Annotated in this window: 19 protein-coding genes and 1 pseudogene; 12 read left to right on the forward strand and 8 right to left on the reverse strand. The window is 68.0% G+C overall.

The features are described from left to right. Positions 1 to 5: 5 nt before the first annotated feature. From ABD05_RS24780 to ABD05_RS24795, 4 genes are read left to right on the forward strand one after another with little or no spacing between them, the layout of a single operon-like run. Positions 6 to 1,265: an aromatic ring-hydroxylating oxygenase subunit alpha gene (locus ABD05_RS24780; RefSeq protein WP_047902669.1), complete on the forward strand. Its 1,260-nt coding sequence runs from the start codon at positions 6 to 8 to the stop codon at positions 1,263 to 1,265. Further along, positions 1,266 to 1,793 (forward strand): aromatic-ring-hydroxylating dioxygenase subunit beta, encoded by a 528-nt coding sequence (locus ABD05_RS24785; RefSeq protein ID WP_047902670.1) that lies wholly within the window; start codon positions 1,266 to 1,268, stop codon positions 1,791 to 1,793. Positions 1,794 to 1,807: 14 nt separating this feature from the next. Then, entirely contained in the window at positions 1,808 to 2,158 is a 351-nt protein-coding gene (locus ABD05_RS24790; RefSeq protein ID WP_082146281.1) for a non-heme iron oxygenase ferredoxin subunit, read from the forward strand. Beyond that, on the forward strand, positions 2,155 to 2,466 hold the full coding sequence (locus ABD05_RS24795) for a DUF1330 domain-containing protein (protein WP_047902672.1): 312 nt from the start codon (positions 2,155 to 2,157) through the stop codon (positions 2,464 to 2,466). Before ABD05_RS24790 ends, ABD05_RS24795 begins: the two co-directional genes overlap by 4 nt. A gap of 62 nt (positions 2,467 to 2,528) precedes the next feature. On the opposite strand, the gene ABD05_RS24800 is transcribed toward ABD05_RS24795, so the two are convergent. From ABD05_RS24800 to ABD05_RS24840, 8 genes are all read right to left on the reverse strand, one after another. Beyond that, the gene (locus ABD05_RS24800; protein ID WP_047902673.1) at positions 2,529 to 4,067 is read right to left on the reverse strand and encodes a DHA2 family efflux MFS transporter permease subunit; all 1,539 of its coding nucleotides are present in this window, start codon (positions 4,065 to 4,067) and stop codon (positions 2,529 to 2,531) included. 2 nt (positions 4,068 to 4,069) lie between these two features. Continuing rightward, positions 4,070 to 5,269, reverse strand: coding sequence for an HlyD/EmrA/EmrK family protein (locus tag ABD05_RS24805; RefSeq protein WP_047902674.1), 1,200 nt, complete (start codon positions 5,267 to 5,269; stop codon positions 4,070 to 4,072). After that, on the reverse strand, positions 5,266 to 6,711 hold the full coding sequence (locus tag ABD05_RS24810) for an efflux transporter outer membrane subunit (RefSeq protein ID WP_053059971.1): 1,446 nt from the start codon (positions 6,709 to 6,711) through the stop codon (positions 5,266 to 5,268). Before ABD05_RS24810 ends, ABD05_RS24805 begins: the two co-directional genes overlap by 4 nt. Positions 6,712 to 6,864: 153 nt before the next feature. Continuing rightward, the gene (locus ABD05_RS24815) at positions 6,865 to 7,389 is read right to left on the reverse strand and encodes a shikimate kinase (RefSeq protein WP_175804818.1); all 525 of its coding nucleotides are present in this window, start codon (positions 7,387 to 7,389) and stop codon (positions 6,865 to 6,867) included. After that, positions 7,386 to 8,057: a hypothetical protein gene (locus tag ABD05_RS24820; RefSeq protein WP_047902675.1), complete on the reverse strand. Its 672-nt coding sequence runs from the start codon at positions 8,055 to 8,057 to the stop codon at positions 7,386 to 7,388. Before ABD05_RS24820 ends, ABD05_RS24815 begins: the two co-directional genes overlap by 4 nt. Beyond that, entirely contained in the window at positions 8,057 to 9,196 is a 1,140-nt protein-coding gene (gene pheA / locus ABD05_RS24825; protein WP_047902676.1) for a prephenate dehydratase, read from the reverse strand. The genes ABD05_RS24820 and pheA overlap by 1 nt, the downstream gene beginning before the upstream one ends. Then, positions 9,193 to 10,212: an NAD(P)H-dependent flavin oxidoreductase gene (locus tag ABD05_RS24830; RefSeq protein WP_082146212.1), complete on the reverse strand. Its 1,020-nt coding sequence runs from the start codon at positions 10,210 to 10,212 to the stop codon at positions 9,193 to 9,195. The genes pheA and ABD05_RS24830 overlap by 4 nt, the downstream gene beginning before the upstream one ends. Before the next feature lie 17 nt (positions 10,213 to 10,229). Then, complete coding sequence (locus ABD05_RS24840) at positions 10,230 to 11,819, reverse strand: thioesterase, FlK family (RefSeq protein WP_238594117.1); 1,590 nt, start codon at positions 11,817 to 11,819, stop codon at positions 10,230 to 10,232. A gap of 527 nt (positions 11,820 to 12,346) precedes the next feature. On the opposite strand from ABD05_RS24840, the gene ABD05_RS24845 reads away from it, so the two are divergent. The 8 genes and pseudogenes from ABD05_RS24845 (at position 12,347) to ABD05_RS24875 (ending at position 20,109) form a co-directional block, all read left to right on the forward strand. After that, the gene (locus tag ABD05_RS24845) at positions 12,347 to 13,228 is read left to right on the forward strand and encodes an RNA polymerase sigma-70 factor (RefSeq protein ID WP_047902677.1); all 882 of its coding nucleotides are present in this window, start codon (positions 12,347 to 12,349) and stop codon (positions 13,226 to 13,228) included. Positions 13,229 to 13,458: 230 nt separating this feature from the next. After that, a complete protein-coding gene (locus ABD05_RS24850; RefSeq protein ID WP_047902678.1) occupies positions 13,459 to 13,812 on the forward strand; it encodes a cupin domain-containing protein in 354 nt (117 codons plus the stop codon). 109 nt (positions 13,813 to 13,921) lie between these two features. Beyond that, a pseudogene (locus tag ABD05_RS36665) lies at positions 13,922 to 14,257 on the forward strand (LysR family transcriptional regulator); the annotation flags it as partial. A gap of 764 nt (positions 14,258 to 15,021) precedes the next feature. Then, positions 15,022 to 15,921 (forward strand): LysR substrate-binding domain-containing protein, encoded by a 900-nt coding sequence (locus ABD05_RS24855; RefSeq protein ID WP_047902679.1) that lies wholly within the window; start codon positions 15,022 to 15,024, stop codon positions 15,919 to 15,921. A 157-nt stretch (positions 15,922 to 16,078) separates the two neighbouring features. Next, positions 16,079 to 16,828, forward strand: coding sequence for an SDR family NAD(P)-dependent oxidoreductase (locus tag ABD05_RS24860; protein WP_047902680.1), 750 nt, complete (start codon positions 16,079 to 16,081; stop codon positions 16,826 to 16,828). A 74-nt stretch (positions 16,829 to 16,902) separates the two neighbouring features. Next, the gene (locus ABD05_RS24865) at positions 16,903 to 18,228 is read left to right on the forward strand and encodes an MFS transporter (RefSeq protein ID WP_047902681.1); all 1,326 of its coding nucleotides are present in this window, start codon (positions 16,903 to 16,905) and stop codon (positions 18,226 to 18,228) included. Between the two features lie 40 nt (positions 18,229 to 18,268). Next, entirely contained in the window at positions 18,269 to 19,114 is an 846-nt protein-coding gene (locus ABD05_RS24870) for a transketolase (RefSeq protein WP_047902682.1), read from the forward strand. Then, on the forward strand, positions 19,111 to 20,109 hold the full coding sequence (locus ABD05_RS24875; protein WP_047902683.1) for a transketolase family protein: 999 nt from the start codon (positions 19,111 to 19,113) through the stop codon (positions 20,107 to 20,109). Before ABD05_RS24870 ends, ABD05_RS24875 begins: the two co-directional genes overlap by 4 nt. The last annotated feature ends 80 nt before the right edge of the window (positions 20,110 to 20,189 follow it).

The following is a 20,189-nucleotide window of genomic DNA, read 5'->3' on the forward strand; positions in this document are numbered from 1 at the left end:
CTCTCTTGAACTCACCCATCGACATCGCCCGCGCGCTCGACTGGAAAGGCGACGGCGCCAGCCGCACGCCATACGAGGCGTACACGAGTGAAGCGCTGTACCAGCGCGAACTCGAGCGCCTGTTCTACGCGAATCACTGGTGCTACATCGGCCTCGAAGCCGAAGTGCCGTCTCCCGGCGATTTCCAGCGCACGGAAGTCGGCGAGCGATCCGTCGTGATGACGCGCACGGAGGACGGCGAAATCGTCGTCTTCGAAAACGCGTGCGCGCACCGCGGCATGCAGTTCTGCCGCGAGCGCTCGGGGAAAGCGAAGGATTTCCACTGCCCGTATCACCAGTGGAACTACGACCTGAAGGGTAACCTGATCGGCGTGCCGTTCCGGCGCGGCGTGCGTCAGGGCGGCACGATCAACGGCGGCATGCCGGCGGATTTCGATCCGGGCAAGCATGCGCTGCGGCGCCTGCGCGTGTCGACGCGCGGCGGTGCCGTGTTCGCGTCGTTCGACGAGAACGTCGAGTCGTTCGAGGATTTCCTCGGCCCGCGCATCCTGCCTTATTACGATCGCCTGTTCCACGGCCCGAAGCTGACCGTGCTCGGCTACACGCGGCAGCGCGTGCCGAGCAACTGGAAGCTGATGGTCGAGAACATCAAGGATCCGTATCACGCCGGGCTGCTGCATACCTGGTTCGTCAACTTCGGCCTGTGGCGCGCGGACAATCCCGCCAAGCTCGTGACCGACGCGCATCACCGGCATGGCGCGATGGTGTCGATCCGCAGCGGCGGCGGCGGCGGCGAGGTGACCCACAACGTGACGAGCTTCAAGGATCGCATGACGCTGCACGACGACCGCTTCCTCGATGTCGTGCACGAACCGTGGTGGGGCGATCCGACCGTCGTGATGCTCACGCTGATGCCGAGCGTCATCATCCAGCAGCAGGTCAATGCGCTGTCGACGCGCCGCATCCGGCCGATCAGCCCGGGCGTGTTCGACTACGTGTGGACGCATTTCGGTTTCGAGACCGACACCGAGGAGATGACGCGGCGCCGTCTGCGCCAGGCCAATCTGTTCGGGCCGGCCGGCTTCGTGTCGGCGGACGACGGCGAGGTCATCGAATGCGTGCAGCAGAGCTTCGAGCAGATCCAGCACGGCAACGTCTACAACGAACTCGGCGGCCGGCAGATCGACGAGCAAACCGACCATATGGTCAGCGAAACGCTGGTGCGCGGCATGTACCAGTACTGGCGCCAAGTGATGGAGGCCTGAATGAGCACGATCACGACACGAACGGGCCGTCCGGCCGCCGAGCCGCACGCGGGCGGCGCGAGCTTCGAGGATTTCTATTCACTCGTCCAGCTCAACGCGCGGTATGCGGCCGTGCTCGACGGCGGCGACTGGGATGCGTGGCCGGAATTCTTCGTCGAGCAATGCCGGTACACGGTGGTGCCGCGCGAGAACCACGAGCGCAACCTGCCGCTCGCGGTGATGGATTTCGAGAGCAAGGGCATGCTGAAGGATCGCGTCTACGGGATCAAGGAGACGCTGTTCTTCGACCCGTACTACCAGCGCCACGTGATCGGGCTGCCGCTCGTCACGTATCTCGACGACACGGCGATCGAGGCGGAGACGAACTACGCGGTGCTGCGCACGAAGACCGAGCAGATGAGCGACGTGTACAACACGGGGCGCTACCTGGACCGGATCGTGCGCACGCCGCAGGGGCTGCGTTTCGAGTCGCGCATCTGCGTCTACGACAGCGAGATGATTCCGAACTCGCTGATTTTCCCGATCTGAACGAGGTGCCGAAAGTGACTATGGAATGGATCGATGCGGTCGCGCCGGAAGCGGTGCGCACCGACGGAATACTCGGCGTCTGGGTGGGCGGCCGCGACATCGCGCTGTATGCGGTCGGCGACGAGATCTTCGCGACCGAGAACCAGTGCACGCACGGCGACGCGCGACTGAGCGACGGCTTCCTGCTCGACGACGAGATCGAATGCCCGCTGCATCAGGGGCGCTTCAGCGTGCGGACCGGCATTGCGCTGTGCGCGCCGCTGACGACGTGCGTGCGTACCTATCCGGTGAAGATCGAGAACGGCCGCGTGTTCGTACAACTCGCGCCGGCCGATGCGGCGGCGCCGGCGGAGGCGCGATCATGAGCGCGTACGTGGTGTTCGATATCGACGTGCACGACGTCGACGCATACCAGGCGTACCGCCGGCTCGGCGCGCCGACGGTGGCCGCGTACGGCGGGCGCTTCCTGGTGCGCGGCGCGGAAGTCGAGACGCTGGAAGGAGACTGGGCACCGAAGCGCGTCGTCGTGCTCGAATTCGAGTCGGCGGAGCGCGCCCGCGAGTGGTATCGGTCGGAAGGCTATCAGGCGGCGAAGCGGCTGCGCGAGCCGGCCGCGCGGACGATCGGCATCCTCGCCGACGGCTACGTGCCGGCCGCCGGCGATCCGCGTTAAGCGGTGCAGGTGAAGGGGCGCCGCGCCGTGTCGATCGGCGCGGCGCCCCTTTTTCATTTGCGTCACGCGTGGCGGTAGCGGATCGACCAGACCGTCAGCAGCGTCGCGCCGAACAGCAGCAGGCAGCCGAACGAGAAGTCGTTCAGCGCGAGCATGTGCGCTTCGACGTCGATCGCATGCGAGACCGACGCGAGCGCGCCGGACGGCGACAGCCCCGCGTGATCGAGCCGCGCGAACCAGTCGCCGGACGCGAAATCGTACGGCGTGATGTGGTCGACGAGATAGGTGTTGTGCACGCGGGAGCGGCGCTCGAAGTAGGTCGGCGCAACCGACGTCGCGACGCTGGTGCCGATCCGCCGCAGCGCGTTCTGCAGCCCGGATGCCGCGGGCAGCCGCTCGCGGGGCAGCCCGGCGAGCGAAAGCGACACGAGCGGCGTGATGAAGAACGCGGTGGCGGCGCCCATCAGCAGCGAATTGGCGGCGATGTCGCCGACCGTCACGTCGCTGTTGAAATGCATGCGCCAGAACGACGCGGCGCCCCAGCCGACGAGCGCGACGGTCGCGAGCAGGCGCGGGTCGGTGCGGCCCTGGAAGCGGCCGAGCAGCGGCGCGATCACGATCCCCGCGAGACCGAGCGGCGCGGTGGCGATGCCGGCCCAGGTGGCCGTGTATCCCTGCTGGGTCTGCAGCCACAGCGGCACGAGCACCAGCGCGCCGAAGTAGAGCCCGAAGCCGACCGTGATCGCGAGCGTGCTCGTCGTGAAGTTGCGGTCCGCGAACAACCGCAGGTCGACGATCGGGTGGCTGTCGGTCAGCTCCCAGAGGATCAGCGCGACGAACGACGCGGCGCCCACGACCGCCAGCATGCGGATTTCGTCGGAGGCGAACCAGTCGAGGTTCTGGCCGCGGTCGAGCAGCAGCTGGAACGAACCGAACGCGGCGGTGAGCAGCAGCAGCCCGACGACGTCGACCGGCAGCCGCCGCGTCGCGTTGTCGCGTCCCGCCAGCAGCCGCGCGAGCACGCCCAGCACGAGCACGCCCGGCGGCACGTTCACGTAGAAGATGTACGGCCAGCTCAGGTTGTCGGTGATCCAGCCGCCGGCGATCGGCCCGAGCACCGGCGCGACGAACGTCGTGGTCTGCCACACGGCCAGTGCGACGTGGCGGCGCGTCGACGGGAACACCGCGAGCAGCAGCGCCTGGGACAGCGCGGTGATCGGGCCCGACGCGGCGCCCTGGAGCGCGCGAAACAGCAGCAGCGACTCGAAGTTCGGCGCCATCCCGCACAGGACCGACGTGAGCACGAACAGCAGCACCGACACGCGGAACAGCCGCACCTGGCCGAAGCGCTGCGTGAGCCAGCCGGTGAGCGGCAGCGTGATCGCGAGCGGCGTCGCGAACGAGGTCAGCATCCACGTGCCCATGTCCGGTGCGACGCCGAGATCGCCCGCGATGGTCGGGACGGCGACGTTCGCGATCGTCAGGTCGAGCGTCTGCATGAAATTCGCGACGCTGACCGCGATCGCGACGAGCGCCAGCGGCATGCCGGCGAGCGGTTCCAGCGGCAGTTTCGGCGCCGCGTTCCGGGCGAAGAAGCGCATCGTCAGGCTCCCGGTGCGAGCGGGCGCGCGCCGCTGTTCGCGCGAATCGTCTCGGCGACGAGCGCATCGCCCGCTTCGTCGTCGTCACGATAGATCGACGTGGCGTCGATCGACCGGCGCGCCTCGGGCGGACGGGCGGGCGGCGACGCCGATGCGGTGCCGGGGCCGTGATCGACCGGCACCGATGCCGTCATCGACAGGCCGATGCGCAGCGGGTGCGCTTGCAGCTCGGCGGGATCGAGCGCGATCCGGACCGGCACGCGCTGGACGACCTTGATCCAGTTGCCGGTCGCGTTCTGCGCGGGCACGGCCGCGAAGGCGGCGCCGGTGCCGGCTTCGAGCCCGACGACGCGCCCGTGGAACACCACGCCGCTGCCGTACAGGTCCGAGAACAGGTCGACCGGCTGCCCGGCGCGCATGCCGCGCAGTTGCGATTCCTTGAAGTTGGCTTCGACCCACACGTGATCGAGCGGCACGAGCGCCAGCGACGGCGTGCCGGGCGACACGTGCTGGCCGACCTGCACGACCCGGCGCGTGACGAGCCCGCCGAGCGGTGCGCGTATTTCGGTGCGGCGCAGCGCGAGCGCCGCGCTGCGGACCCGGGACGCCGCCGCGCGCACGAGCGGATTCGTGTCGATCGACGTGCCGTCGGTGTGCGCGAGCGTCGCGTCGTACGCGGCCTGCTGCGCGTTCAGCGCGGCCGCCGCGCCGTCCATCGTATCCCGCGCGTGGCGCAGATCCTCGCGCGACACGCCGCCGTCTTGCGCGAGGCTCAGCCGGCGCTGCAGGTCGTCGTTCGCCTTGGACCATTCGGTGCGCCGCACCCGGATCTGCGCTTCTTCGCGCACCGCGTCCGCATGCGCGGTGCGGTATTGGCGCACCGCGTGCGCGAGTTGCGCGACCGCTTCGTCCAGCGCGAGCCGGGCATCGGTCTTGTCGACGCTGAACAGCAGGTCGCCCGGACGGACCCAGTCGGCGTTCTGCACGCGCACTGCGTCGACGGTGCCGCCGATCTGCGGCGAGATCTGCACGACGTCGCCGGACACGTACGCATCGTCGGTCGTCTCGGTGCCGCGCGTGGTGGCCCACGCGGCGGCGGCGAGGCCGGCCGCGCCGGCGAGCGCGATGAAGAACCAGCGGAAGTAGCGCCGGCGCGCGCGTTGCAGCGACGGCCCGGCGGCGGGGGATTCAGGACGGTTCATTGCGTGACTCCAGTGGAAGGGGTGCCGCCGAGCGCGGCGATCAGGCGGGCATGCTCGATCGCGAACGACGCATCCGCACGGGCGACCGACGCGCGATCCTCGAGCAGCCGGCCTTCCGCGAGCAGGACGTCGAGGTAGCCGGAAATGCCTTTCCGATAGCGCTGCGTCTCGATGGCGTAGGTCTGTTGCGCGCGCGACAGCGCCTCGCGCTGAAGCGCGCGCTGCCGGCCGAGCGTGTCGATCTGGACGAGGGTGTCGCCGACCTGCGCGAGCGCGTTGACGACCGTGTCGTCGTACACCGCGACGGCGGCGTTGTAGGCGGCGGTTTGCGCGCGCAGGCCGGCGCGCAGGCGCCCGCCCTCGAAAATCGGCAGCGTGATCGCGGGGCCCGCGCCGAACGTGCCGCTGTTGCCGTGGAACAGCGCGCGGAAGCCGAAGCTCTGCACGCCGGCGAAGGCCAGCAGGTTGACGTCCGGATAGAACGCGGCGCGCGCCGCGTCGATGTTCGCCGCTTCGGCTTCGACCCGGTAGCGCGCGGCCAGCACGTCCGGCCGACGGCCGACCAGCGCCGCGGGCAGGACGGCCGGCATCGGCAGCTCGGCCGCCGGCGGCGCGGCGGGCGTCAGCGCATCGGCGTAACCGGGCCCCCGGCCGACGAGCGCGGCGAGCCGGTGGCGCAGCCGGGCCGACGCGGCCGCATGCGTGTTGATGTCGGCCTGCGCGTGCGGGATGGGTTCGCTCGCCCGGAGCACGGCGACCTGCATGTCGAGACCGGCGTCGGCGCGTTGCGACGTGAGGCGGAGCAGATAGCTGTGCTGCTGCAGCGTATCGCGCGCGATCGCGAGCAGTTGCTGTTCGAGCGCGAGCTGCAGATAGGTTTCGACGATCGCCGCCTGCAGCGACACGGTGGCCGCGTGCTCGAGCGCGCGCTGCTGGTCCGCGCGCAGCGCGGCGGCGCGCGCCAGCGCGTGCTGCCGGCCGGCGAGGTCGAGATCCCACGACGCGCCGAGGAGCGCCTGCGCGTCGACCTGCCAGTGTCCGGCCGCGGGCGGCGGCGTCCGGTAGCTGCCGGGCAGGCGCGTCGGCACCGCGCTCGCCGTCGCGCCGAGTTGCGGCAGCAGCGCGGCGTTTTCGACGTCGGCGTCGGCCAGCGCCTGCGCGACGCGTTCGCGCTGCGCCTGCAGCGTCGGTGCGCCGGCCAGCGCATCGTCGACGAGGCGATCCAGCTGCGCATCGCCGAACGCGGTCCACCAGCGCTCGGCGATCGTCGGCGAGCCGGCGCCGGCGGAGCGGATCGCGGCGCCCGCATCGAGCTGCTCGACGGGCGTGATCCGGGCCGCCGGGAGTTGCGGGCCGAACGGGGCGCAGCCGGCGATCGCGAGCGCGGCGAGCGCGGGAACCAGGCGGCGGGCGCCGCGCGCTCGGTCGAAGAGGAAGGGCATGGTCGGTTTCCTGTGACGCGATGGCGAACGATTTGTATCTAAAAATATATCTTTAGATATTATTTGACGATCGGCAACTGGTAGAAATGGCAGTTCGGCCGAACCGGCCGGCATCGTTGAAACCGCTGAAGGGGACCGATAAGGTCGCGCGGGTTACGCGATCGCGAGCGCGTCGAGCGCTGCCGCGAGCGTTTGGGCGACGGACTGGCCCGAGGTATCGATGCGGCAGTGCGCGCAGGCGTGGTACAGCGATTCGCGCGCGTCGTGCAGCGCGGCGAGCGCCGCGCGCGGGTCGGCGACGTTCAGCAGCGGGCGGGACGCGTCGTCGCGCGTGCGGTGCCACAGGGTGTCGAGATCGCTCGCGAGGTGGATCACGAAACAGCGCTGGCCGAGCCGGGCGCGCGTATCGGCGCGCAGCACGGCGCCGCCGCCGGTCGCGAGCACGAGCGCCGGCCCGCGCGTCAGCGCGTCGATGACGTCGGCTTCGCGTGCGCGGAAGTCGCCCGCATGGAATTGCGCCGCGACGGGCGCGCCGAAGCGCCGTTCGAGTTCGCGGTCGGCGTCGACGAACGGCAGCGCGAGCGCGCGGGCCAGTGCGCCGCCGAGGGTCGTCTTGCCGGCGCCGGGCATGCCGACGAGCGCGATGCGCGTCGGGCCGGCCTGCGGGCGCGGGCTCACAGGCGGCTCCGCAGCGACGGGGCGCGGCGTGTCACGGCGGCGATGCGCTGCATCCGGACGTAATTGGCGAGCGGGTCCAGCGCATCGGTGATGAAGGTGTGAGGCGCGCCGGGGGCCGTGTCCAGCGCGATGCCGGCGACCACGAGCGAGCCGTCGCACAGTGCGTCGGCGAGCGCGCCGATCCGGGCGCCAAGCGCCGGCGACGCAGCGCCGAGATCGGCAACGACGCGGCGCGAGCGCGGCCAGTCGACCGGCTCGGCCGGGCGTGCCGGCCAGCGCGCCAGCAGGCCGCCGGGCAGCGGCGCCGCGGCCCGTGCCGCGGACGTTTCGAGCACCCGCCAGGTCAGCGGCGCCGCGGGCAGGCACGCGCGCCAGCGGCCATAGGCGGTCGCCGCGGTGTCGCCGATCGCCACCGCCGGAAGCTGGAGCCGCGCGCAGCGCAGCAGCAGGCTCGCGGTGCCGGCGGCGTCGGGCGTGCCGCGCACGAACGGCAGCAGCTCCAGTTCGTCGTCGTATTCGGCGCGCAGCGCGCGCAGCCATCGTCCGGCGGCGAGCGGCAGGCATCCCGCCGCGGCGATGCCGCACAGCACGAGCAGGCGATCGTCGCGACCGTCGCGAATCGCGAGCAGCCGGGCGGCGACGCGGGACGAAGCGGGCGCCGTCGTCATCACGCGGCCGGGCCGTCGGTGTGCCCGTCGGTGCCGCCCGCGGCACGCGGATAGGCGCCGAGGACGCGCAGTTCGGAAGCGGCGAGCGCAATCTCGTCGAGCGCCGCGCGCACGTTCGGATCGAGCGGGTGCCCGCCGAAGTCGACGCAGTACCGGTACGCATGGCCGGCGCCCCGTGCCGGGCGCACGTCGACCCACAGCAGCGGTGCGCGGTGGTGGGCGAGCGCATCGAATACGCGCGCGAGCGCGTCGGGCGCATCGGTCGGCCGCAGCACGATGCTGGTGCGGTCGTGGCCGGTCGGGGCGGGCGGCTGGCCGCCGACGATCATGAAGCGCGTGCGGTTGTCCGGGTGATCCTGGATCGCGCTTGAGACGATTCGCAGTCCGTAAAGCGCGGCCGCCGGTTCGCCGGCGATCGCCGCGCAGTCGTACAGGTGCGCGGCCTCGCGCGCGGCCACCGCGTTGCTGGACACCGGGATGCGGCGCAGGCCGGGCGCATGCGCGTCGAGCCACGCACGGCATTGCGCGAGCGCCTGCGGATGGCCGACCACGCTGTCGACGCCGGCGAGCGATCCGCTGGCGCTCAGCAGGCAATGCGCGACCGGCAGTTCGATCTCGCCCGTGACGGGCGCCGCTTGCGCGATCAGCAGGTCGAGCGTGCGGGTCACGCTGCCTTCGGAGGAATTCTCGACCGGCACGACCGCGCATTCCGCGTCGCCGCGCGCGAGCGCTTCGAATACCGCGTCGATCGTTTCGTGCGCCTGCCCACGGGCGAATTCGCCGAAGTGACGCAGCATCGCGGTTTCGGTGTAGGTTCCCGACGGGCCGAGGAACGCGACGGTCGGCAGCGATTGCGCGTCACGGCTCGCGCTGAACAGCGTCTGCCAGATGGCTCGCAGGTCGCGGTCGCGCAGCCCCCACGGCGCGCGCGTGCACAGCGCGGCGACGATCGACGCTTCGCGGGCAGGCTGCCGCACCGTGAGCCCTGCATGCCGCTTGAGATGACCGATCTCGGTGGCGTGAACGATGCGCTGGCCGATCAGCTCGAGAAGCTGGTCGTCGATCACGTCGATCTGCGCGCGGCGGCGCGCGATCGCATCGTCGACGGACGACGGGGCGGCAAGTTCGGACGGCGTCATGGCGTGTCGATCCGTGAAGTCGGGGAAACGGACGGGCGGCGTGCGGCGACGTGCGCGGCCGCGCGCGGCTGCACGCGCGCGACGGCGCGGTGGTATTCGGCCTCGAGCCGCTCGACGATCTCGGCGACGCTGAGTACCGCGTCCATCGCGCCGACGCCCTGACCGGCCCCCCAGATGTCGCGCCACTGCTTTGCGCCGCCGTCCGGCGAGAAATCGAGCTGCGCGCCGTCGACCCGCGCGAGCCGGCGCGCGTCGAGCCCGGCCGCTTCGATGCTCTGGCGCAGGTAGTTGCCGTGGACCCCGGTGAACGCGTCGGTGTAGATGATGTCGGCCGCGTTGGCTTCGACGATCGTGTCCTTGTAGCGCTGCACCACGTTCGCTTCGTGCGACGCCAGGAAGCGCGTCCCGATGTACGCGAAGTCGGCGCCGAGCGCGCGCGCGGCGGCGATGGCGTCGCCTGTCGCGATCGCACCGGACAGCGCGATGAAGCCGTCGTAGAAGCGCCGCACTTCCGTGACCAGCGCGAACGGCGACAGCGTGCCGGCGTGGCCGCCCGCACCCGCCGCGACGAGAACGAGGCCGTCGACGCCGGCTTCCAGCGCCTTCTGCGCGTGCCGCACCGTCGTGACGTCGTGCAGCACGATCCCGCCGTAGGCGTGGATCGCATCGACGACGTCGCGCGACGGCGCGCGCAGGCTCGTGATCATCAGCGGCACGCGCCGGTCGATGCAGATGCGCAGATCCTGTTCGACGCGCGGATTCGACGGATGGCAGATATGGTTGACCGCGTACGGGCCGACCGGCGCATCGGGATGGGCATCCCGGTACGCGCGCAGCGTGCCGTCGATCGTGTCGATCCAGTCGCCGAGTTGCGCGCTGAGCCGCGCGTTGAGCGCCGGAAATGCGCCGACGATCCCGCTCTTGCACTGGGCGAGCACCATCTCGGGATAGCTCGCGATCAGCATCGGAGACGCAATCACCGGCAGCCGGAGACCCTGCAGAGGAAGCGGAATCATGGTCGGGCTCCGGCTCGTCAGCGCGCGAGCGCCGCGCTGTCGCGCCGCTCGTCCAGGCGGCGGTGGAAGCCGTCGCGGCTGACGGCGCAGCGCGTATGCACGCCTTCGCCGACGACGCCCACCGCGTCGCGCACCTCGACCCGGTACGTCATCATGCGGCCGTCGACCTCGATCAGTTCGGCGTCGATCGTCACGTCCCATTCGGGCGGCGTCGGTGCGAGGTGCTTGATCTCGAAGTTGTAGCCGACCGTCATCTGCCCGGCCGGCAGCAGATGGTCGGTCGCCTGCATGCAGGTCTGTTCGATGAAGATGATCATGATCGGGCTCGCGAGCGCGTGCGCTTCGCCTCCCCATTGATCGGCGAGCGAAATCGTGTCGACGCGGTGGGTGGCGCGGGCGCGCAGGCCAGTCTGGATAGTCAAGGTCAGCTCCTGAAGGGGGGATGGAAGGGTGAGCGGGTACGCCGCGCGCGCCGTGGCGGCCGCGCGTCGTTGCATCTGGCTGAAGATGTTCCGGTAATGCATTTCCTCGGTGCCGCCGGCCGAGCCCATCGCGAGCGCGTCGGCGACGAAGGTGGCGAGCGGGCCGCGCCGGTAGCCGTCGCTGCCGTGAATCGCGAGCAGGTGCAGCGCGGCCTGCGCGAGATCGCGCGCGCCCGCGAGCTTCGCGATCGAGCAGTTCGCGAGCGCTTCGGGACGTTGCCCGACGAGTTGATCGAGCGCTGCGCGCGCCGTCCAGCGCGTGCGTTCGATGCCGACCTGGACGTCGACCAGCCGGCGCTGCACGTGCTGATGGGCGTCCAGCGCGACGCCGAGCGTCTTGCGGGCGCCGGCGTGCGCGAGCGCGTCGGCGAGGAACGGCTGGGTGACGTTCGCGCACAGCAGGCCGAACAGCGCGCGATTCATCGACGCGATGTCCATCAGCAGGCGCAGCCCGTCGCCGGGCGCGCCGAGCAGTTCGTCGGCGTCGACGCGCACGCCGGACAGCGCGAGATCGCCGATCGGAAGATCCGCGACGCCGAGCGTCGCCTGCGGCGCGCTGCGCTGCACGCCCGAGCGTTCGGGATCGATCAGCACCAGCGCGGTGGCAGGCTTGGCGTCGCCGGTCAGGGTCGCGACGATCATCATCAGGCGCGCTTCGGGTGCGTGGCTGATGTTGTACTTGTGGCCGTCGAGCCGGTAGTGGTCGCCGTCGCGAACGAGGCACGTTTCGAGCGCACGCACTTCGGTGCCGGTGCCTTTCTCCGAGATCGCCGTGGCGCCGATCGCGCCGGACAGCAGCGGCGGCAGATGCCGCGCGCGCTGCGCGTCGGAACCGTATGCGACGATCGCGCGAATCAGCGTCGCCTGGTTGGCGAGCGCCATCGCGAAGCCGACGGAGCGCAGCGCTGCGGCGACCGCTTCGAATGCATCGACGAAGTCGTGCCACGTGCGCCCGGCGCCGCCGAGTTCGCGCGGTACGGGCAGGCGCCACAGTCCCGCGTCGGACAATGCATCCCATGCATCGCGATGGAACGCGCCGGCAGGGGCGGACCGTGCATGGCGTTCGGCGATATCCCGGTACGTGGCGGTCGTCGTGGGCTGTGCTTCGCTGGCAGTGAGAGTCATGTCGATGAGCGGGACCTTGCATGGATCGTGTCGCCAATCTAATGAAAAGCCCCCGGACGAGAAACTGTCAGTTATCGCACTCGAGTGCGACGCGCATCGGCGAACGATCCGGGCGAAATGCACGATGTGACGAGCGGCGGAACACGCTTGCCGAGCGGGGTCGTGACGCTCGTCGCACGTATCGTTGCGAAGGATGGCTGACGGGGGATAGCCGGACGGTTCCGGTCACGGCGTGCCGTCGCGGCCAGGGTCGAGTCGCTGCGGCGACGGGAAAGGATTGCGCGCCGACTGGTGAAGACGCTGTCGCGCGTCGATCGTGACAGCGCGCGGGCCTGCTCGGAGGACGGGCGGTCCAGTGGACGGGTGCCCGCCTATCGCCTTGACCAATTGAACCGCAATGGCCCTGATTCATGCAGATCAAAAGGGCGATGTCGAGCGTCTCAAGCGTTGTCCCATCCGTGGCAAAATGCAACTGCCAGCACGCTGTTCGGGCGGCGCTTGTGTCGAAGGCGAGAGGGAGTCTGTCCATGGACGACGACGCGCATTCCTTTAACGGGATCCGCCCCCGATTGCAGAAGATTGCCTATCGAATGCTGGGGTCGGTGGCCGAAGCCGAAGATATCGTGCAGGACGTCTGGCTGCGTTGGCATGCGGCGGCCCGCGAGCGCATCGATAACGCGGAAGCGTGGCTCGTCGCGGTCACGACACGGATGTCCATCGACCGTCTGCGCGCCGCGAAGATTCAGCGCGAACACTACACGGGCATCTGGTTGCCCGAGCCGCTGATGACCGAGTCACCGGCCACACCCGAGGAGGTCACGGAGCGCGCAGACGACGTCTCCGTGGCATTTCTGAAGCTGCTCGAGCGGCTGACGCCGGAAGCGCGGGCAGCCTTCCTGCTGCGCGAGGTGTTCGACGCGGACTACGGCGAAGTCGCTGAGGCCATCGGCAAGACGGAGGCGGCGTGCCGGCAACTGGTAAGCCGTGCAAAAGCGCAACTACGCGACGAACGCCCGCGTTACGAAGTGTCGCGCGAGACGCATCTTCGCCTGCTGCGAACCTTCGCGCAGGCGCTGGAGGGCGGCGACTTCCATGCGATCAACGCGTTGCTGGCCGAAGACGCGATGCTGATTGGCGACGGCGGCGGCAAAGTCCCGAGCGCCCCACAACCGATGGTGGGGGGGCGGCGCATCGCGCAGCTTTTCTACGCGCCGTCGCTGCGTTATGGCAGCGAACTCAGCGTCAAGCTCGTCGTGCTCAACGGTCAATGGGCGCTGCTGCGCTTTATCGAAGGCAAGCTCGAATCGGCACAGTCGTTTGAGACGGACGGCGAGCGCATCGTGCGTATCCATCTACAGCGCAACCCTGACAAGCTCGTACGCATCGCGGCCGCACACGCCAAAGGTTGAACGACGATCACTCCCGGGCGCGGACGCGCCTCGACGCGTCGATTGGTGCCTCACGTACAACACGGCGAGTCCGTGCGCACGGCTACCACGAAACGTCACGCCCACCTACGATGACTTCCCGCGGCCGATGGTCGCCAACAGCGCCCGCGAAGCCCGGGCGCTCACGCATCGTAGCCAGGAGAAATCATGACGCAACGTATCGACTCGTGGCCGTCGTTGCCTGCGCATTGATGGCCGAGACCCGCGCCGCACCGCCGGCAGCCAGCGTCGCGCCATTGATGACGAAGCCGCTCGACGACTATCCGGGCAAGGAAACCTTGATGATCACCGTCGTCTATCCGCCGGGTGCCGTCGATCCTGTCCATCGACATCATGCGCACGCGTTCGCCTATGTGCCGGAAGGGTCGATCGTGATGCAAGTCAAGGGCGGCAAGGAAGTCACGCTGACGCCCGGACAGACCTTCTATGAGGGCCCGAACGATATTCATACAGTCGGACGCAACGCAAGCCAGACTCGACCGGCAAAGTTCGTCGTGCTGCTGCTGAAGGACACGGGGGCGCCCATTCTGGTGCCGGAGAAGTAAGCCCGAGCGCATGCCCACGATTCCGTCCTCAATAGAAACCGACGGACCCTGTCACAAATGGCGGCGCTCGTACGTCTAGCCGTGCATGTACTCCACGACTCGCGCTTTCATGTCAGATTACCCATCACGCCACCTCGTTGTCGGCGCGGACGATCCGTTCGCAAGCTGCTTTGCGACCAGTTACGCCTGCGTCGTTTCCTTTCTGGCCGTCGCCAATGAAGGCAGCTTTGCCCGCGCGGGTGATCGCCTTGGCATCGGCCGATCCGCGGTCAGCCGCAACGTGCAGAAACTCGAGGCTCAGCTCGATGCGCGTCTGTTCCAGCGCACAACGCGCAGCACGTCGCTCACGCGCGAGGGAGAGCTTTTCTACGCGAACTGTCAGCCGGGCATGGAGCGCATCGTCCAGGCGCTCGAGGACATGCGGGAGCTGCGCAGTGGGCCTCCTTGCGAAAGCGCAAAGCGACGATTCACAAAGCGAACTCGTCGAATTGCTTGGCAAGCTGAAATCGAAGATCTATCGTCTGGGCTGACCACTTGGGCGTTGGCTCGGCGTCTTTGGTCTGTAGAAGAATTCCGATGTGCCCCGTCCCGTCCGCTCCGTGGAGTCATATACGGCGAAAATGGACGGCGGACAATCGTTATCTACCTACACCTATCTGCCGTGAGAAAACACTCGCGGACGCCTTCTCCGGGTCGGATACTGCCTAACGCCCCGGAAACGGACGTTCTTCGGCAATATCGCGCTATGGCAAGCGTCCGCAACGGTCGACTTGTTGTCCGTGAGTGGCGGTACCGAGCGACTACTCGATTCTGATACCTGCCGTTGCGTCTCTGATGGCCCGACTGGCAGCAATGGGTTGCGGATTCAACCCGTCGATGCAACGAATTGATGAAAGCGTTCAGAGTCGTTCGCTGTCGCGTACAAGTCCTGACGTCGGGATGATCGCGCCAGCAAGAAAGGGAACCTTATCACCATGGCGCGATGGTCGGTTCAAACTCAGGTTCCGCATACCGCGTGGTTGCTGATGCCAGCGTTCCAGGGAAGTTGACACTGCTCTTCGCGACTCTGGGCTCGGTGACAATACGGTGACCGGACGTCCTCCGGCGGGCCAGAATTGACGCGTAATATATTGGACTGGCTTTGCTTGGGCGATCGCCCGAGCACGATATCGCTTTGCTGGCGTTCGACAAATTTTCCAAGACTCCCACATGCGTATCCCTCCGCTCAAGGCAATCATTGCGTTCGAAAGCGTGGCCCGGACCAGAAGCGTCAACCGTGCGGCGGAAGAACTGGGCCTGACCGCGTCCGCGGTGAGCCACCAGCTCAGCAACCTCGAATCGCAGATCGGCCAGCCGTTGTTCCAGCGATTAGGACGGGGACTGGTCCTCACGCCGACCGGAGAACGCTATCTGGCCGACGTGACGGGCTCGCTCGCCGACCTGAGCCGCGCGACCGAGCGCGCGTCGAGCCGCAACGAAGTCGATATCCTGCGCGTGCATACGAGCCCGAGCTTCGGGCTGATGTGGCTGCTGCCGCGGCTGTCGTCGTTTCAGGAGGCGAACGGCGATATCCAACTGAACCTCGCGTGCTCCTACGAAAACGTATCGTTTTCGAGCGGCTTCTACGATATCGACGTCCGGCACGGCTACGGCAACTGGGACAATCTCGAGGTGAAGACGGTGCGCGGCGAGTTCATCGCGCCGCTCGCGTCGCCGCGGTACCTCGAACGGCATCCGGTGCGCGCGCCGGAAGAACTGCTCGAACATCGTCTTATCTATTCCGAAACGCCGCTGGTGCAGTGGAAGCAGTGGTTCGGCCGGACGGGCGTGCCGCTTGCCGCACAGAAGACGTTCGACTTCTCGTTCGACCGGTCGTACATGTCGCTCGAAACGGCCGCCCTCGGCCTCGGCATCGCGCTCGAAAGCCTGATGCTCGCGTCGGTGAAGATTCGTGAAGGACTGCTGGTGCCGGTGTTCGGCGAGAGCCATGCGGTCGAAGTCGGTGCGCATCATCTCGTTTACCCGCGGCAGAACGCGGAGTTGCCGCGCGTGAAGCGCTTCCTGGCGTGGATCGAGCGGGAAGTCGCTGCCCACCAGCACGCGGGTTGACCGCGCCGTCCGGCGGCGCGTCCCGCGATATTGCGCTGCAGCACCAGCCGCGCGTCGTCATCTGAAATTTTTTCAACTATGGCTGAGCGTTTCCGCGTTGATGCGGGTGCCCGGTGAGCCGACACTCCGGACAACACATCAACACAGGAGACAAGCGATGTTGCTCGACAACAGGACCATCATCGTGACCGGCGCCGCGTCGCCGCGCGGGATCGGCAAGGCCACGGCCCGCGCGCTGGCTGCGCAAGGCGCACGCGTGGCGATCCTCGACCTTCGCCGCGAGGATGCGGAAACGGCCGCGGCCGAACTCGGCGCCGGCCATCTCGGCCTCGCGTGCGACGTGACGGACCGCGACGCATGCGCGGCGGCCTCCCGTGCGACGCTGGAGCACTTCGGCCGCATCGACGGGCTCGTGAACAACGCCGGCATCACGCAACCCGTGCGCACGCTCGATATCTCGGCGCGCGACTTCGATGCGATCGTCGACGTGAACCTGCGCGGCACGCTGTACATGTCGCAAGCGGTGCTGCCCGCGATGAAGGCGCAGCGTGGCGGCAGCATCGTCTGCATGTCGTCGGTCTCCGCGCAACGCGGCGGCGGCATTTTTGGCGGCCCGCATTACAGCGCCGCCAAGGCCGGCGTGCTCGGCCTCGGGAAGGCGATGGCGCGCGAATTCGGCGCCGACCGGATCCGCGTCAATTCGATCACACCGGGCCTGATACAGACCGACATTACCGGCGACAAGCTGACACCCGCGATGCGCGAGGACATCATCAAGGGGATTCCGCTCGGTCGCCTCGGCGATGCCGACGACGTGGCAAACGCGTGCTTGTTCCTGCTGAGCGACCTGTCGAGCTACCTGACGGGCATCACGCTCGACGTCAATGGCGGGATGCTGATCCACTGACAACGGTGCCGCGACACGCGCGGCGCCGCCCATCATGCACCCGGGACAACCCGGGGCCATGGCAGGAGACAAACATGAGAACAAAGTTCCCCGCACCGCCGGTCCAGGGCGAGACGCTGCCACGGGACGATGCGCAGACGTTTGAAGCGGCCACCTACGCGAAGGTTGCGCGACGCCTGATCCCGTTCCTGATGTTGTGCTATCTCGGCGCGTATCTCGACCGCGTCAACGTCGGCTTCGCGAAACTGCAGATGCTCAACGACCTCCGTTTCAGCGAGACGGTCTACGGGATGGGCGCCGGCATCTTCTTCCTCGGCTACTTCCTGTTCGAAGTGCCGAGCAACCTGATCCTGCATCGCGTCGGCGCGCGCCGCTGGCTCGCCCGCATCATGCTGACGTGGGCAGTCATTTCGGCGAGCTTCGTGTTCGTCAGGTCGCCCACCGCATTCTATGTGCTGCGGTTTCTGCTCGGCGTCGCCGAAGCGGGCTTCGCACCGGGCGTGATCCTGTACCTCACGTACTGGTTCCCGTCGGCGCGCCGCGCGAAGGCGCTGTCGCTGTTCTTCATGGCGATTCCGCTGGCGGGGATCATCGGCGGGCCGCTGTCGGGCGCGATCATGCATTCGCTGCACGGCACGATGTCGATGGCGGGCTGGAAGTGGTTGTTCCTGCTCGAGGCGCTGCCTTCGTTCGTGCTGGGTTTTGCGATCCTGCTGTATCTCGATGACGGCATTGCCGGCGCGAAATGGCTGACCGATGCCGAAAAAGCCTTGCTGGCGCGCAACGTGTCGGCCGACGCCGAGCACACTACCGCCCACCTGTCGATTCGTGCGTTCGTCGCCGACCGCCGCCTGTGGCTGATGGCCGCGATCTACTTCTGCGTCGTGCTCGGTCAGTACGGCCTCACGTTCTGGCTGCCCACGATCATTCGCAAGGCCGGGGTTGCCGATCCGCTGTGGGTCGGCCTGTTCACCGCGATCCCGTATGCGTGCGCAATCATCGCGCTGCCGCTGATCGGCATGAGCGCGGATCGCCGCCGCGAGCGCCGCTTCCATCTCGCGGTGCCGATGCTGATCGCGGCGGCGGGCTTCGCGACTTTGCCGACGCTCGGCAGCGTCAGTGCGTCGATCGTGTGCCTGAGCATTGCGTCCGCCGGCATCCTCGCGTCGTCGGCGCAATTCTGGTCGCTGCCCACGGCGCTGCTCGGCGGGATGTCGGCGGCGGCGGGCATCGCCGCGGTCAACTGCTTTGCCAATCTCGCGGGCTTCTTCTCGCCGGCGATCGTCGGCTGGCTGAACGACCTGACCGGCAAATCCACTGCGGGACTGCTCTTCATCTCCGTCGCGATCACGGTCGGCGCTCTGCTGGTGTTCCTGGTGCCCCGATCCGTCAATCGCTGATTCGATTTGCATTCCTTCCGAAACAATACTGGAGCTATCGATGGATACCGAAACCATCCATGAAGCGGTCACGCTCGCCGAGCGCGCGTACCGTATCCGAAGAAACGCCGTGCTGATGGGCGAAGTCCAGGGGCAGGGCTATGTCGGCCAGGCGCTCGACATCGCCGACGTGCTGGCCGTCGCGTATTTCGGCGCGATGCGCTATCGCCCCGACGACTCCGAGTGGGAAGGGCGCGACCGGTTCCTGCTGTCGAACGGCCACTACGCGATCGCGCTGTACGCGGCGCTGTTCGAAGCCGGCATCCTGCCGGCCGAGGAACTCGAAACCTACGGCAGCGACGACAGTCGTCTGCCGATGTCGGGGATGGCGAGCTACACGCCCGGCATGGAAATGTCCGGCGGTTCGCTCGGGCAGGGCCTGACGATCGCCGTCGGTCGTTGCCTGGGCCTCAAGCGCAAGGGCTCGGATGCCTTCGTCTATACGCTCTTTTCGGATGGCGAGCTCGACGAAGGTGCGATCTGGGAAGGGCTCATGTCGGCCGCGCACTGGAAGCTCGACAACCTGATCGCGATCGTCGACGTGAACAACCAGCAGGCCGATGGCCCGTCGACGCAAGTCATGGCGTTCGAGCCGCTGGTCGACAAGCTCGAAGCATTCGGCTGGTATACGCAGCGGGTCGACGGCAACGACATCGACGCGGTAAAGCTTGCGTTCGACAACGCGCGCCGACATGACAAGCCGCAGCCGCGGATCATCGTCTGCGACACGAAGATGGGGCGCGGCGTGCCGTTCCTCGAAGCACGCGAGAAGAGCCATTTCATCCGCGTCGATGCGCACGAGTGGAAGCTCGCGCTCGACGCACTCGAAGCAGGGAGACACGCATGAGCACCGTCGACAACAAGCCGCGCCTGAAGACTTCCGCGATGATCGCGTCCATCGCGGCCGAGGGGCAGGCGACCCGCGCTGCGCCGTTCGGCCATGCGCTCGCGGAGCTCGCGCGCACGAACGACAACGTGATCGGCATGACGGCCGATCTCGGCAAGTACACCGACCTGCACATCTTCGCGAAGGAATTTCCCGAACGCTATTACCAGATGGGGATGGCCGAGCAACTGCTGATGGGCGCCGCCGCGGGCTTCGCGCACGAAGGAGCGCAGCCGTTCGTCACCACCTATGCGGTGTTCGCGACGCGCCGCGCGTACGACTTCATCCATCAGGCTATCGCCGAGGACAATCTCGACGTGAAGCTCGTGTGCGCGTTGCCGGGCCTCACGACCGGTTACGGGCCGAGTCACCAGGCCGCCGAAGATCTGGCGCTGATGCGTGCAATGCCGAACATGACGGTGATCGACCCGTGCGATGCGCTGGATATCGAGCAGATGGTGCCGGCCATTGCTGCGCACAAGGGGCCGGTATACGCACGACTGCTGCGTGGAAACGTGCCGGCCGTGCTCGATGAATACGATTACCGTTTCGAACTCGGCAAGGCCAAGCTGCTGCGCGACGGTAACGACGTGCTGCTGATCTCGTCCGGGATCATGACGATGCGCGCGCTCGAGGTTGCGAAGGCACTTGAAGCCGATCGCGTCGATGTGGCCGTGCTGCATGTGCCGACGATCAAGCCGCTCGATACGGCAACCATCGTTCGCGAGGCGGCGCGCAAGGGACGCATGGTGATCGTCGCCGAGAACCATACGGTGATCGGCGGGCTCGGCGAAGCGGTGGCGACCGTACTGCTGGCGGCCGGCGTTGCCGTGCCGTTCCGGCAGATCGGGCTACCCGATGCGTATCTCGCTGCGGGTGCGTTGCCGACGTTGCACGACCGTTACGGGATCTCGGTAGGCGCTATGCGAGCGAAGATCAGGTCTTGGCTCGGATGACGGACCGGAATCGCGGGTATGCCGGGAGAATGGTATCTCGCGCTTCGACGTTATTGCGGCTGCTTTCCTGATCCGGCCAA

The sequence above is a fragment of the Burkholderia pyrrocinia genome (assembly GCF_001028665.1).
GTDB classification, from domain to species: Bacteria; Pseudomonadota; Gammaproteobacteria; order Burkholderiales; family Burkholderiaceae; genus Burkholderia; species Burkholderia pyrrocinia.